The following is a 13986-nucleotide window of genomic DNA, read 5'->3' on the forward strand; positions in this document are numbered from 1 at the left end:
TTGTTGTACGTAAATGCGGCACGTAAAAGCAAAACCACGGCGGATAACGTCGGCTGCTGCTTCTCGCTTCGGCGCCTATCCGGTACACTGCCAGGGTTATTCCAACCATACTGAAGGATTATCCTCATGTACCAGGATCTTATTCGTAACGAACTGAACGAAGCGGCGGAAACGCTGGCTAACTTTCTGCAGGACGAAGCTAATATTCACGCGATTCAGCGTGCCGCGGTGCTGCTGGCTGATAGCTTTAAGGCCGGTGGTAAAGTCCTCTCCTGCGGTAACGGCGGTTCCCACTGCGATGCGATGCACTTTGCAGAAGAACTGACCGGGCGCTATCGTGAGAATCGCCCTGGCTATCCGGCGATTGCGATTTCAGACGTCAGCCACCTGTCCTGCGTCAGTAACGATTTTGGCTATGAGTATGTCTTCTCCCGCTACGTCGAGTCCGTGGGGCGCGCCGGCGATGTGCTGCTGGGTATCTCCACTTCCGGCAACTCCGGCAACGTGATTAAGGCGATTGAAGCTGCCCGTGCGCAGGGGATGAAAGTCATCACGCTGACCGGCAAAGACGGCGGTAAAATGGCCGGCTCCGCCGATGTTGAAATTCGCGTGCCGCATTTTGGTTATGCCGATCGTATTCAGGAAATTCACATTAAAGTGATTCATATTCTGATTATGCTGATCGAAAAAGAGATGGTTAAGGCCTGATGACATGGTGTCGGGCGGCACAGTGTTTGCCCGACCTGCGGGCTGAGTTGTCGGCCGGGTAAGCAGTGCACTACCCGGCACTGCCTGAAAGTGCGTAGAGGTGATGTATGTGCGAATTGCTCGGGATGAGCGCGAATGTGCCAACAGATATTTGTTTTAGCTTTACCGGGCTGGTTCAGCGCGGTGGCGGCACCGGCCCGCATAAAGATGGCTGGGGTATTACCTTTTATGAAGGTAAAGGCTGTCGCACATTCAAAGATCCGCAGCCCAGCTTCCAGTCGCCGATTGCCAAACTGGTTCAGGACTATCCCATCAAATCGTGCTCGGTTATCGCCCATATTCGCCAGGCTAACCGCGGTATCGTTGCGCTGGAAAACACCCATCCATTTACCCGCGAGCTGTGGGGACGCAACTGGACCTATGCTCATAACGGCCAGTTAGAGGGCTATGAGGCCCTGGATACGGGGAATCTCCAGCCGATCGGCGAGACCGACAGCGAAAAAGCCTTCTGCTGGCTGCTGCACTGCCTGACCGAGCGCTATTCGGGGACGCCGGACGACATGGTTGAAGTGTTCAGCTTTATCGCGACCCTGGCGGGCTCGCTGCGGGAAAAAGGCGTCTTCAATATGCTGTTGTCGGACGGACGTTACGTAATGGCGTTTTGTTCGACGAATCTGCACTGGATAACGCGGCGGGCGCCGTTTGGCGTGGCAACGTTACTGGATCAGGACGTAGAAATCGATTTTCAACGGGAGACCACGCCCAACGATGTGGTCACCGTTATCGCCACTCAGCCGCTGACCGGCAACGAGACCTGGCATAAAATCATGCCAGGCGAGTGGGCGTTATTTTGCCTCGGGGACCGTGTAGTTTGAAGCCAGCTGCGGCTGGATAACTTCATGACTGAGCGGCTTGCTGACGATATAGCGGCCATCGGCCACTGAGATAACCGGCGGCTTGTGGGTTTGCTGAAAATAGTCGTAGCCTGGCTTCAGCTGTTTCCAGAAATCCGCATAGTAGGAGTATTTGTGGCGTTCCATATTGGCGTTGGTCATGCGGAAAGGATAAATGCTGACCTGTACGCTGGACTGGCCGAACACTAGCGCGCCGGTCACAAACTGGAAAATCTCATCAATGCCGGTATCGGTCATCGCGTAGCAGCCGATGGATACGCAGGCACCGTGAATCATCAGGTATTTACCTTCATATCCATGAGCGCGATCGTAGGCGTTGGGGAAGCCGATATTAATGGCTTTATAGAAACGGCTGTCAGGCTTGAGCTGATTGCGCGTCACGCTATAAAACCCTTCCGGACTTTTGAAGTCGCCCTGACGCTGCTTCGGCCCCAGACCGCCGGAATAGTTACAGATCCGGTAGCTGTCGAGTAGCTGGTAGGTTTCGCCCATTTTGACGTAGAGATCGAGCGTGCGCTCTTCTTTGAAGATCTCAATGTAAACCGGGGAACCCATTAATTGTTGCTTGTATTCTTTGCTAACCGGCGTCGTCGAGCCGCTATTGCTGAGTAACCCAGCAAATGAAACGCACGGCAACAGAAGCATCGCAATAAATAATGCGATTTTGCGCATACTGCTTGTTCCTTGATAAATCAAAAACCACATTGCCAGGACGGCAAGAGATACCCGAAATCAGACTTTTCTGGATTTAGAGCGCTCACATTAGCATCACGGCATTTTTTCGCAAGCGCGGCCTTGCCGCGTTTACAATTTAGTTGTCCTTTATAGCGAATCCGACGTCAAAGCGCAGTCAGAACTTTGCGCAATAGATCTCATTTTATAGGTAGTTAATGGTGGTTTATCTACTGACGCCGCTCACGAAATGTTACACTTGCGCCGCTTAACGATCAGGGTAAGAAAGGATGCTTCTCTCCCGTCTTGTGAATCGCCAGGACTCAGCTTTTCCTTTTCTCTGATTTCCCATCAATGTTGCTGGCCTCGATCTGATATCGAGGTTTAGGTTACGGATACCTGCTAACGATATGATTAAAATCACGAAAGGGCTGAATCTGCCCATAGCTGGCATGCCATCACAGCAGAAAACTTCTCAGGTTGCCGTCAAACGCGTCGCGCTGTTGGGCGAGGAGTACGTTGGTATGCGCCCCTCAATGGCGGTGCGCGAAGGTGACCGGGTACAAAAAGGGCAGATCCTCTTCGAAGACAAAAAGAACCCCGGCGTCTGCTTTACCGCACCTGCGGCTGGGGTGATTAGCGCCATCCATCGCGGCGAACGTCGGGTTCTGCAATCCATTGTTATCGATGTCGACGGCGATGAGGCCGTCTCCTTCCCCCGCTATGCGCCGGGCGATCTGGCTGGATTGGCGCGGGAAACCGTGCAGCAGCAGCTGCTGACTTCCGGCCAATGGACGGCATTTCGCACCCGTCCGTTTAGTAAAACGCCGGCGCCGGGTAGCGTACCGGCGGCGATTTTCGTGACCGCTATCGATACCAACCCGCTGGCGGCAGATCCGCAACCGATTATTCTGGCTCGCCGTGAGGCCTTTGATGCGGGACTCACCGTGCTCACCAGCCTGACGGATGGCAAAGTTCATGTCTGCCAGGCCAGCGGCGGCAAGCTCGGTGGCCACCCGTCAGGTCAGGTGACCTTTAACCAGTTCGCCGGACCGCATCCGGCCGGGCTGGCAGGCACCCATATCCATTTCCTTGAGCCCGTCAGCCTGAAGAAGCAGGTCTGGTACCTTAACTATCAAGATGTTATCGCCATCGGTCGGCTGTTTCTCGACGGGGAACTTTACAGCGAACGCGTGATTGCGCTCGGGGGCCCGCAGGTCAAAGAGCCGCGGCTGATCGAGTCCTGCTGCGGCGCCAGTCTTGATGAACTGCTGGCCGGTGAGCTGCTGGAGGGGGAAAACCGGGTGATTTCCGGCTCGGTGTTGAGCGGCACCCACGCCAAGGGGCCGTATGCGTTCCTTGGCCGCTATCACCTGCAGGTGAGCGTCGTGAAGGAAGGGCGTGAGAAAGAGCTGTTTGGTTGGGTGATGCCGGGCAAAGACAAATTTTCGATTACCCGCACCACGCTCGGACATTTTCTCAAACACAAACTGTTCAGTTTCTCAACGGATACCAACGGCGGCGAGCGTGCGATGGTTCCCATCGGCAACTACGAGCGCGTGATGCCGCTGGATATTCTGCCGACACATCTGCTGCGGGATTTGCTGGCGGGAGACACCGACAGCGCGCAGGCGCTGGGCTGCCTGGAGCTGGATGAAGAAGATTTAGCGCTCTGCACCTACGTCTGCCCGGCAAAATATGAATACGGCCCGCTGCTGCGTGACGTCTTAACCCGCATTGAGCAGGAAGGATAAGTGATGGGTTTGAAAAATCTGCTGGAAAAAATTGAGCCGCATTTCACCCACGGCGGCAAACTGGAAAAGTACTACCCGTTGTATGAGGCGGCGGCGACCATTTTCTATACCCCGGGTCAGGTGACGAAAGGGGCCTCTCACGTCCGTGATGCCATCGACCTCAAGCGGATGATGATCCTGGTGTGGCTGGCGGTGTTCCCGGCGATGTTCTGGGGCATGTACAACGTTGGTCTGCAAACTATCCCGGCGCTACACAAACTCTACGGCGCGGAGCAGCTGCAGCAGGTGATCGCCAGCCACTGGCACTATAGCGTGGCGCAGTGGCTGGGGGTGAGCTTTGGCCCGGATGCGGGCTGGCTGAGCATGATGGGGCTGGGCGCAGTATTCTTCCTGCCCATTTATCTCACCGTGTTTATCGTCGGCGGCTTTTGGGAAGTGCTGTTCGCCATCGTGCGCAAACACGAAATCAACGAAGGCTTCTTTGTTACCTCCATTCTGTTCGCGCTGATTGTGCCGCCGACGCTGCCGTTGTGGCAGGCGGCGCTGGGCATCAGTTTTGGCGTGGTGATTGGCAAAGAGATCTTTGGCGGCACCGGCCGTAACTTCCTCAACCCGGCGCTGGCCGGGCGCGCATTCCTGTTCTTTGCCTATCCGGCGCAAATTTCCGGCGATCTGGTGTGGACGGCGGCGGACGGTTTCTCCGGCGCAACGCCGCTTTCTCAGTGGGCGAGCCGCGGCGGTGAAGCGCTGGTGAATGTCACCAGCGGCCAACCGGTAAGCTGGATGGATGCGTTCCTCGGCAATATTCCGGGCTCCATCGGCGAGGTCTCGACGCTGATGATTCTGATTGGCGGCGCCATCATCATTTTCGGTCGTGTCGCCTCCTGGCGCATTGTCGCCGGGGTGATGATTGGCATGATTGCCACGGCAACGCTGTTTAACGTTATTGGCTCTGATACCAACCCGATGTTCGCCATGCCGTGGTACTGGCATCTGGTGCTCGGCGGCTTTGCCTTCGGCATGATGTTTATGGCGACTGACCCGGTGTCGGCGTCGTTCACCGACAAAGGAAAGTGGGCATACGGTGCGCTGATTGGCGCGATGTGCGTACTGATCCGCGTGGTGAACCCGGCCTATCCGGAAGGGATGATGCTGGCCATTCTGTTTGCCAACCTCTTCGCGCCACTGTTCGATTACCTGGTGGTGCAGGCCAATATCAAGCGGAGGAAGTCGCGTGGCTGAGAAAAAAAGTAACGATAGCATCGGCAAAACGCTGCTGGTGGTGCTGGTGCTTTGCCTGGTCTGCTCGGTCATTGTTGCCGGTTCTGCGGTGGGGCTGAAGCCGCGCCAGCAGGAGCAAAAAGCGCTCGATAAACAGCGTAACATTCTCTCCGTCGCCGGGCTGATGCAGCCGGACATGAAGCAGGAGGAGATTGCCTCGGTGTTTGCCGAGCGTATCACTCCGCGGCTGCTGGATTTGAAAAGCGGCGCACTGCTGGAAAAAGATCCGGACTCCTTCAATCAGGGGCTGGCGCTGAAAGATCCTGAGCAAAGTACCGTGCTGGAGGCCAGCCAGGATCCGGCGGGCATCAAGCGTCGTACTAACGTGGTGGAAATCTACCTTGTGAAAGACGAGCAGAAAAAGGTTCAGGAAGTGGTGCTGCCGATTTACGGCAACGGCCTGTGGTCGATGATGTACGCCTTTGTGGCGCTTGATACCGATGGCCGTACCGTGAAAGGCATCACCTATTACGATCAGGGCGAAACGCCGGGCCTCGGCGGCGAAGTGGAAAACCCCGCCTGGCGTCAACAGTTCATCGGTAAAAAAGTGCTCGACGACAGCGGCATGCCTGCGCTGAAAGTGGTGAAAGGCGGCGCACGTCAGGGGGATGACTATGCGGTTGACGGCCTTTCCGGCGCAACGCTCACCTCCAACGGCGTGCAGCACAGTTTTGATTTCTGGATGGGGGAGCAGGGCTTTGGTCCGTTCCTCAAGCAGATTCGTGAAGGAGGCCTGAACAATGGCTGAGCTCGATGAGATGAAAGAAGTAAAACGGGTGCTGGTCGGGCCGTTGATCAGCAACAACCCCATTGCCTTGCAGGTGCTGGGCGTCTGTTCGGCGCTGGCGGTGACCACCAAACTGGAAACCGCATTCGTCATGACGATCGCGGTAACGCTGGTGACGGCGTTTTCCAGCATGTTTATCTCGATGATCCGCCACCATATTCCCAACAGCGTGCGCATTATCGTGCAGATGGCGATCATCGCCTCGCTGGTGATCGTGGTTGATCAGCTGCTGCGCGCCTACGCCTATGAAGTCTCCAAACAGCTGTCGGTGTTTGTCGGGCTTATCATCACCAACTGTATTGTGATGGGGCGTGCGGAAGCGTATGCCATGAAGTCGCCGCCGCTGGCGAGCTTTATGGACGGTATTGGTAACGGTCTGGGATACGGTGCCATTCTGATGATTGTCGGTTTCCTGCGTGAGCTTATCGGCAGCGGTAAACTGTTTGGCGTCACCGTGCTGCAAACCGTGCAGAACGGCGGCTGGTATCAGCCGAACGGCCTGTTCCTGCTCGCGCCGAGCGCGTTTTTCATCATCGGTCTGCTGATCTGGGCGCTGCGCAGCTGGAAACCGGAACAGCAGGAGAAGGAGTAACCGATTATGGCTCATTACCTCAGTCTTTTTGTCCGCGCGGTGTTTGTTGAAAACATGGCGCTGGCCTTCTTCCTCGGCATGTGTACGTTTCTTGCTGTGTCGAAGAAAGTCTCCACGGCGTTCGGTCTTGGCGTGGCGGTGACGGTGGTGCTCGGCATTTCCGTGCCGGTGAACAACCTGATTTACAACCTCGTACTGCGTGACGGTGCGCTGGTGGAAGGTGTCGATCTGAGCTTCCTCAACTTCATCACCTTTATCGGGGTGATCGCCGCGCTGGTGCAGATTCTGGAGATGATCCTCGATAAGTATTTCCCGTCGCTGTACAACGCGCTGGGGATCTTCCTGCCGCTGATTGCCGTGAACTGCGCCATTTTTGGCGGCGTCTCCTTTATGGTGCAGCGCGACTATAACTTCCCGGAATCCATCGTGTATGGCTTCGGCTCCGGCATCGGCTGGATGCTGGCGATAGTGGCGATGGCGGGCATCCGCGAAAAAATGAAATACGCAAATGTGCCCGCGGGTCTGCGCGGGTTAGGGATCACCTTTATTACCACAGGTCTGATGGCGCTGGGCTTTATGTCATTCTCCGGTGTGCAGCTATAAGGGCGGAAAGTATGGAAATTATTCTTGGCGTCGTGATGTTCACGCTGATCGTGCTGGTGCTGTCGGGGTTAATCCTGGCGGCGCGCTCGAAGCTGGTCAACGCCGGTGATGTGGTTATTGAAATCAATAATGAAGCGGATAAACAGATTCGCACGCCGGCGGGCGATAAGCTGCTGAATACGCTGTCCAGCAACGGGATCTTTATCTCTTCTGCCTGCGGAGGCGGCGGTTCCTGCGGCCAGTGCCGGGTGACGGTCAAGGAGGGGGGCGGAGATATCCTGCCTACCGAACTTTCCCATATCACCAAACGCGAGGCGAAAGAGGGCTGCCGTCTGGCCTGCCAGGTTGCCGTGAAGCAAAACATGAAGATCGCGCTGCCGGAAGAGATTTTTGGCGTCAAAAAATGGGAGTGTGAAGTTATCTCTAATGATAACAAAGCGACTTTCATTAAAGAGCTGAAGCTGGCCATCCCGGAAGGCGAAAGCGTGCCGTTCCGCGCGGGCGGCTATATTCAGATTGAATGTCCGTCGCATAAAGTGGCATATGCCGATTTTGACGTGCCGGACGAGTACCGCGCGGACTGGGATAAATTTAATCTGTTCCGCTATGTTTCCGACGTTAAAGAGCCGACGCTGCGCGCCTACTCGATGGCGAACTATCCGGATGAGAAGGGCATCATTATGCTCAACGTGCGTATCGCGACGCCGCCGCCGAAAGTGCCGGACGCGCCGCCGGGGATCATGTCTTCATATATCTGGTCGCTGAAAGCCGGTGATAAGGTGACGATTTCCGGGCCGTTTGGTGAGTTCTTCGCTAAAGAGACGGATGCAGAGATGGTCTTTATTGGCGGTGGCGCCGGCATGGCGCCAATGCGTTCGCATATTTTCGACCAGCTTAAACGGTTGCACAGCAAGCGCAAAATCAGCTTCTGGTACGGCGCGCGTTCGCTGCGTGAAATGTTCTATGACGATGAGTTTGAGCAGCTGGCGCGTGAAAATCCGAACTTTACCTTCCACGTGGCGCTTTCCGATCCGCTGCCGGAAGATAACTGGAACGGCCACACCGGCTTTATTCACAATGTGCTGTATGAAAACTACCTGCGCGATCATCCGGCGCCGGAGGACTGCGAGTTTTATATGTGTGGGCCGCCGGTGATGAATGCCGCAGTGATCAAGATGCTAAAAGATCTTGGCGTTGAGGATGACAACATCATGCTGGATGACTTTGGAGGTTAATGATGTTGACGGTGTTTGTGGCAACCTTCGTCATTTTCGCGCTGGTGATTCTGGGGATGTCTTTAGGATATCTGATAAAGCGCAAAAGTCTCCAGGGCAGCTGCGGCGGTATCTCATCGCTGGGGCTTGAGAAGGTCTGCGACTGCCCGGAGCCGTGCGATGCGCGTAAAAAGCGCATCGCGCGCGAAGCGCAGCGCCAGCAAAATCGGATCCTCTGATCTCTCCGTAGGCCCGGCAAGCTTGCGCCGCCGGCGCATTATGGCCTGATGGCGCAAGCTTATCAGGCCTACAAACCCCACTTCTCATTCCTTGTATTATTACTGTATACTTAACCAGTGATCGTTGAGGGCTGAGTATGCGCAAAATTATCCATGTCGATATGGACTGCTTTTTTGCCGCCGTGGAAATGCGGGATAATCCAGCCCTGCGTGATATTCCCATTGCCATTGGCGGTAGCCGGGTACAGCGGGGGGTGATCAGCACGGCCAACTATCCGGCGCGCCAATTTGGCGTGCGCAGCGCGATGCCGACCGCGATGGCCCTCAAGCTTTGCCCGCATTTAACCCTGTTACCCGGCCGCTTTGATGCCTATAAAGAGGCCTCGTCCCATATCCGGGAAATCTTCTCTCGCTACACGTCGTTGATTGAACCGCTGTCGTTGGATGAGGCGTATCTCGACGTCAGCGATAGCGTTCATTGCCAGGGCTCTGCCACGCTGATCGCGGAAGAGATTCGCCAGACCATTTTTCACGAGCTTCAACTGACCGCCTCCGCCGGTATCGCGCCGGTAAAATTTCTGGCGAAAATTGCTTCCGATATGAATAAACCCAACGGTCAGTTTGTGATTGCGCCGCATCAGGTCGCGGAGTTTGTCCGCACCCTGCCGCTGGCGAAGATCCCCGGCGTGGGGAAAGTCTCAGCCGCAAAGCTGGAAGGCATGGGGCTACGTACCTGCGAAGATGTGCAGAAAAGCGACCTGGCGATGCTGCTCCGCCGTTTTGGTAAGTTTGGTCGTATCCTGTGGGAGCGTAGCCAGGGAATCGATGAGCGGGAGATCAACAACACCCGACAGCGTAAATCGGTGGGCGTTGAACGTACGCTGGTGGAGGATATCCACGAGTGGTCTGCCTGTGAGAGCATCATTGAGAACCTCTATCAGGAGCTGGAACGGCGGGTGCTGAAGGTCAAGCCGGACCTTCTGATTGCTCGTCAGGGGGTAAAGCTGAAATTCAATGATTTCCAGCTGACCACTCAGGAACACGTCTGGCCGCGTCTGAATAAAGAGGATTTGCTTTCCACTGCCTATAAAGCCTGGCACGAGCGGCGGGGCGGTCGCGGAGTGCGGCTGGTCGGGCTGCATGTAACGCTGCTTGATCCTCAACTGGAGCGGCAGCTGGTACTGGGGTTATAACGATGCTGAAGATCAGACCTTATCGCGACGATGATTTTACTGCGCTGGGCGCCATTTTTCTGCGCGCGGTACAAGAGACCGCCAGCCATGATTATTCCCCCCGCCAGATAGCCGCCTGGGCGCAGATAGACGAGGCCCGCTGGCGACACAAAATGAGGGATTCTCGGGTGTGGGTCGCGGTCATTGACCCGCTTCCAGTAGGGTTTATCAGCGCCGTGGACCGCTATATCGATCTCCTGTTTGTGGCGCCGGAGTATGGCCGTCGAGGCATTGCCAGCGCTCTGCTCCAGGAACTGTTTGCGCAGATGCCGCATGGCTCCTTGACGGTCGACGCGAGCATTACGGCAAAACCGTTTTTTGCACGGCATGGTTTCAGGGGCGAGGAAGAACAGCAGGTGGCGGTGCGCGGCGAGACGTTTATTAATTATCGGATGGAGAAGATGAGACGGCCCGGATAAGGCGCCACGCGCCGTTATCCGGACCGTTTATTGCCGTAACTTACTTCGCCGGAATCGCTTTCAGCAGTTCCATCAGCAGCGTCCAGTATTGACCCACGCTTTCGATATGCACCTGCTCATCCGGAGAGTGCGGGCCGGTAATGGTTGGCCCGATGGAGACCATATCCATATTCGGGTACGGTTTTTTGAACAGACCGCATTCCAGGCCGGCGTGAATAATCTGGATGTTCGGCGTCTTGTTGAACAGACGCTGATAGGTTTCACGCACCAGATGCATCACCGGCGAGTTCGCGTCCGGCTGCCAGCCCGGGTATGCGCCTTTGGCTTCGGTTTTCGCGCCCGCCAGTTTACCCAGCGAATCCAGCATGCTGACTACGTAATCTTTGCCGCTGTCGATCAACGAACGAATCAGACAGTGGATCTGGACATTGTCATCGGTCATGGTTACGACGCCGACGTTCAAAGAGGTCTCTACAACGCCTTTTGCCACGTCGGAGTTACGAATAACACCGTTTGGCGTGGCGTTAAGCAGACGCACAAAGCCGTCACGGGATTGCGCCGTCAGGGCCGCTTTGTCATTGGCGGCGGCATCCAGCAGCAGCACCAGGTTCTTCTCTTTTGCCGCCAGTTCGTTTTTCAGGATGTCCTGATAGGTGGCGACCTGCGCTTTCAGAGCATCGACCTTGTCGGCCGCGACGGCGACGGTGGCGAACGCTTCACGCGGAATGGCGTTACGCAGGGTGCCGCCGTTGAAATCCACCAGACGCAGGTCCAGCTCTTGCGCATGACCTGCGAGGAAGCGGGCCAGCAGCTTGTTGGCATTCCCCAGGCCGACGTGAATTTCGCCGCCGGAGTGACCGCCTTTCAGCCCTTTTAAGGTCAGCTTAAAGCTCTGGAAACCTGCCGGAACCGCTTCGCGGGTTAAGGCCAGGTTTGAGGTAAAGTCGATACCGCCGGCGCAACCCATATAGATTTCGCCCTCTTCTTCAGAGTCGGTATTGATCAGAATATCGGCCTGCAGCCAGTTAGCCTGAAGACCAAATGCGCCGTCCATGCCGGCTTCTTCGGTCATGGTCAGCAGCACTTCCAGCGGGCCATGTACGACGTTGTCATCAGCCAGCACTGCCAGCGCAGAAGCCATACCGATGCCGTTATCCGCGCCCAGGGTGGTGCCGCGCGCTTTGACCCACTCGCCATCGATATACGGCTGAATCGGATCTTTGGTGAAGTCATGAACGGTGTCGTTGTTTTTCTGCGGCACCATATCAAGGTGCGCCTGCAGAACAACCGGTTTACGGTTTTCCATACCGGCCGTGGCGGCCTTACGAATCAGAATGTTGCCAACCTGATCGCGTTCTGCGTGTAAGCCTTTTTCTTTTGCCCAGCCCATGATGTGTTCAGCGAGTTGTTCTTCGTGATAGGACGGATGGGGAATGGAACAGATTTTGGCAAAAATATCCCATAGCGGCTGCGGGGATAATTGAGACAATTCAGACACGATGAGTCTCCTTACGATCGCCTGCAAAAGTCTTTTACAGGTCGAGGGTTAGCAATAAAAAATACAACAGGCGCAGGCTTGCGCGGTGGGGTTGAGAATACCACTTTCCACGCCGACTGGTAGTGTAAACAACGCAAAAAGCGCTGGGATGGCCGCTTAACACTGGTTTTTAGTGCGTCAGATCTCTATAATCTCGCGCAACCATTTTCCCCCTCGAACATCATTTAAGCCGTATAACACAGGCTGGGACACTTCACATGAGCGAAAAATACGTCGTCACCTGGGACATGTTGCAGATTCACGCCCGCAAACTGGCCAATCGTCTGATGCCTTCTGAACAATGGAAAGGCATTATTGCCGTAAGCCGCGGTGGTCTGGTACCGGGTGCATTACTGGCGCGTGAACTGGGTATTCGTCATGTTGATACCGTTTGCATTTCCAGCTACGACCACGATAACCAGCGCGAGCTGACCGTCCTGAAACGCGCTGAAGGGGATGGTGAAGGTTTCATCGTGATCGATGACCTGGTCGATACCGGCGGTACCGCCGTCGCTATTCGCGAAATGTACCCAAAAGCACACTTCGTTACCATTTTTGCTAAACCGGCTGGTCGTCCGCTGGTTGATGATTATGTTGTTGATATTCCGCAGGATACCTGGATTGAACAACCGTGGGACATGGGCGTGGTGTTCGTACCGCCGATCTCAGGTCGTTAATTTACAAGGTGAGTGCTATTTACCACGCCCGGTTATGCCGGGCGTGGTTTTTTTTGCCCGTATGCAGGTTACAATAGTCCGGAGTGGCAACACGATGGAGGCTGCACATGTCACAAGCTAACCTTAGCGAAACACTGTTTAAACCTCGATTCAAACATCCAGAGACGTCTACGCTGGTGCGTCGGTTTGCGTCGGGTTCGCAACAGCCGATCCACTCTGCGCTTGACGGGAGCAATGTCGATCACTGGTATCGCTTGATTAACCGTCTGATGTGGATCTGGCGTGGTGTGGCGCCACAGGAGATCCTGGATGTGCAGGCGCGCATTGTGATGAGCGATGCTGAGCGTACGGATCCGGAGCTTTATGACACCGTGGTGGGCTATCGTGGTGGCAACTGGATTTTCGAATGGGCCAAACAGGCAATGATCTGGCAGCAAAAGGCCGGGCAGGAAGCCGATCCGCTGAGCAGCGGGCGGCACTGGCTGCATGCGTCCAATCTCTATAGCATTGCCGCCTATCCGCATATTAAAGGTGACGAGCTGGCGGAACAGGCGCAGGCGCTGGCTAATCGGGCCTATGAAGAGGCCGCGCTTCGCCTGCCGGGCGAGCTGCGCGAGCTGGAGTTTCCTGTGCCCGGCGGCGCGCCGGTGACCGGCTTTTTACATATGCCGAAAAGCGAAGGTCCGTTCCCGGTGGTTCTGATGTGCGGCGGGCTGGATGCGCTGCAGACGGACTACTACAGCCTGTATGAGAACTACTTTGCGCCGCTGGGGATCGCTATGCTGACGCTGGATATGCCTTCGATAGGCTTCTCGTCAAAATGGAAACTGACCCAGGATACCAGCCTGCTGCATCAGCATGCGTTGCGGCACCTGACGAATGTTCCGTGGGTCGATCATACCCGGGTCGCAGCGTTCGGTTTCCGTTTTGGGGCGAATGTCGCCGTCCGTCTGGGCTATCTGGAGCCGCAGCGCTTAAAAGCCGTGGCCTGCCTTGGCCCGGTGGTGCATAACCTGCTGGTGGATCCGCTGCACCAGGGCCGGGTTCCGGAAATGTATCTCGACGTTCTGGCATCGCGGCTGGGCATGCACGATGCGTCTGATGAAGCATTGCGCATCGAGCTGAACCGCTACTCATTAAAAACCCAGGGGCTTCTGGGCCGTCGCTGTCCGACGCCGATGCTTTCCGGCTTCTGGAAAAACGATCCGTTCAGCCCGGAAGAGGAATCGCGCTTAATTACCTCGTCATCCGCCGATGGCAAGCTGCTTGAGATTCCATTTAAGCCCGTTTATCACAATTTCGATCGCGCATTGCGCCAGATTGCCCGCTGGATCAATCATAGATTTAGTTAATATAT

The 13986-nt window shown here is 55.8% G+C and carries 15 protein-coding genes; 13 read left to right on the forward strand and 2 right to left on the reverse strand.

All coding sequences use genetic code 11. From position 1 onward, the window contains the following. Positions 1–126: 126 nt before the first annotated feature. Together lpcA and MC50_RS13400 are read left to right on the forward strand one after the other, a co-directional pair. A complete protein-coding gene (gene lpcA, locus MC50_RS13395; RefSeq protein WP_004099149.1) occupies positions 127–708 on the forward strand; it encodes a D-sedoheptulose 7-phosphate isomerase in 582 nt (193 codons plus the stop codon). Positions 709–815: 107 nt separating this feature from the next. Further along, a complete protein-coding gene (locus tag MC50_RS13400) occupies positions 816–1583 on the forward strand; it encodes a class II glutamine amidotransferase (RefSeq protein ID WP_032689375.1) in 768 nt (255 codons plus the stop codon). On the opposite strand, the gene dpaA is transcribed toward MC50_RS13400, so the two are convergent. Beyond that, positions 1554–2294 (reverse strand): peptidoglycan meso-diaminopimelic acid protein amidase, encoded by a 741-nt coding sequence (gene dpaA / locus MC50_RS13405; RefSeq protein ID WP_015585090.1) that lies wholly within the window; start codon positions 2292–2294, stop codon positions 1554–1556. The genes MC50_RS13400 and dpaA overlap by 30 nt on opposite strands. 410 nt (positions 2295–2704) lie before the next feature. Between dpaA and MC50_RS13415 the strand changes: the two genes are divergently transcribed. From MC50_RS13415 to MC50_RS13455, 9 genes are all read left to right on the forward strand, one after another. Beyond that, entirely contained in the window at positions 2705–4048 is a 1344-nt protein-coding gene (locus tag MC50_RS13415) for a Na(+)-translocating NADH-quinone reductase subunit A (protein WP_032696608.1), read from the forward strand. A gap of 3 nt (positions 4049–4051) precedes the next feature. Beyond that, complete coding sequence (locus tag MC50_RS13420; protein WP_032689393.1) at positions 4052–5290, forward strand: NADH:ubiquinone reductase (Na(+)-transporting) subunit B; 1239 nt, start codon at positions 4052–4054, stop codon at positions 5288–5290. Next, positions 5283–6077 carry a Na(+)-translocating NADH-quinone reductase subunit C gene (locus MC50_RS13425; protein WP_032689373.1) on the forward strand — a complete coding sequence of 265 codons (795 nt, stop codon included), beginning with the start codon at positions 5283–5285 and terminating at the stop codon, positions 6075–6077. The genes MC50_RS13420 and MC50_RS13425 overlap by 8 nt, the downstream gene beginning before the upstream one ends. Continuing rightward, positions 6070–6708, forward strand: a complete 639-nt coding sequence (locus tag MC50_RS13430) for an NADH:ubiquinone reductase (Na(+)-transporting) subunit D (RefSeq protein ID WP_004858245.1) — start codon at positions 6070–6072, stop codon at positions 6706–6708. Before MC50_RS13425 ends, MC50_RS13430 begins: the two co-directional genes overlap by 8 nt. Before the next feature lie 6 nt (positions 6709–6714). Beyond that, entirely contained in the window at positions 6715–7311 is a 597-nt protein-coding gene (gene nqrE, locus MC50_RS13435) for an NADH:ubiquinone reductase (Na(+)-transporting) subunit E (RefSeq protein ID WP_032689372.1), read from the forward strand. 11 nt (positions 7312–7322) lie between these two features. Further along, positions 7323–8546, forward strand: a complete 1224-nt coding sequence (nqrF, locus tag MC50_RS13440) for an NADH:ubiquinone reductase (Na(+)-transporting) subunit F (RefSeq protein WP_032696606.1) — start codon at positions 7323–7325, stop codon at positions 8544–8546. Positions 8547–8548: 2 nt separating this feature from the next. Then, complete coding sequence (gene nqrM / locus MC50_RS13445) at positions 8549–8764, forward strand: (Na+)-NQR maturation NqrM (protein WP_032689392.1); 216 nt, start codon at positions 8549–8551, stop codon at positions 8762–8764. A 137-nt stretch (positions 8765–8901) separates the two neighbouring features. Continuing rightward, positions 8902–9957, forward strand: coding sequence for a DNA polymerase IV (gene dinB / locus MC50_RS13450; protein ID WP_032696605.1), 1056 nt, complete (start codon positions 8902–8904; stop codon positions 9955–9957). Positions 9958–9959: 2 nt separating this feature from the next. After that, entirely contained in the window at positions 9960–10415 is a 456-nt protein-coding gene (locus tag MC50_RS13455) for a GNAT family N-acetyltransferase (protein WP_047664099.1), read from the forward strand. Positions 10416–10455: 40 nt separating this feature from the next. Here MC50_RS13455 and pepD read toward each other — a convergent pair whose 3' ends face one another. Further along, positions 10456–11913 (reverse strand): cytosol nonspecific dipeptidase, encoded by a 1458-nt coding sequence (gene pepD, locus MC50_RS13460; protein WP_047664101.1) that lies wholly within the window; start codon positions 11911–11913, stop codon positions 10456–10458. A gap of 257 nt (positions 11914–12170) precedes the next feature. Here pepD and gpt point away from each other — a divergent pair, with 257 nt between their 5' ends. Together gpt and frsA are read left to right on the forward strand one after the other, a co-directional pair. Beyond that, a complete protein-coding gene (gene gpt, locus MC50_RS13465) occupies positions 12171–12629 on the forward strand; it encodes a xanthine phosphoribosyltransferase (protein WP_004858267.1) in 459 nt (152 codons plus the stop codon). 107 nt (positions 12630–12736) lie between these two features. After that, a complete protein-coding gene (gene frsA, locus MC50_RS13470) occupies positions 12737–13981 on the forward strand; it encodes an esterase FrsA (protein WP_032689368.1) in 1245 nt (414 codons plus the stop codon). The last annotated feature ends 5 nt before the right edge of the window (positions 13982–13986 follow it).

The sequence above is a fragment of the Klebsiella planticola genome (assembly GCF_000783935.2).
GTDB classification, from domain to species: Bacteria; Pseudomonadota; Gammaproteobacteria; order Enterobacterales; family Enterobacteriaceae; genus Klebsiella; species Klebsiella planticola.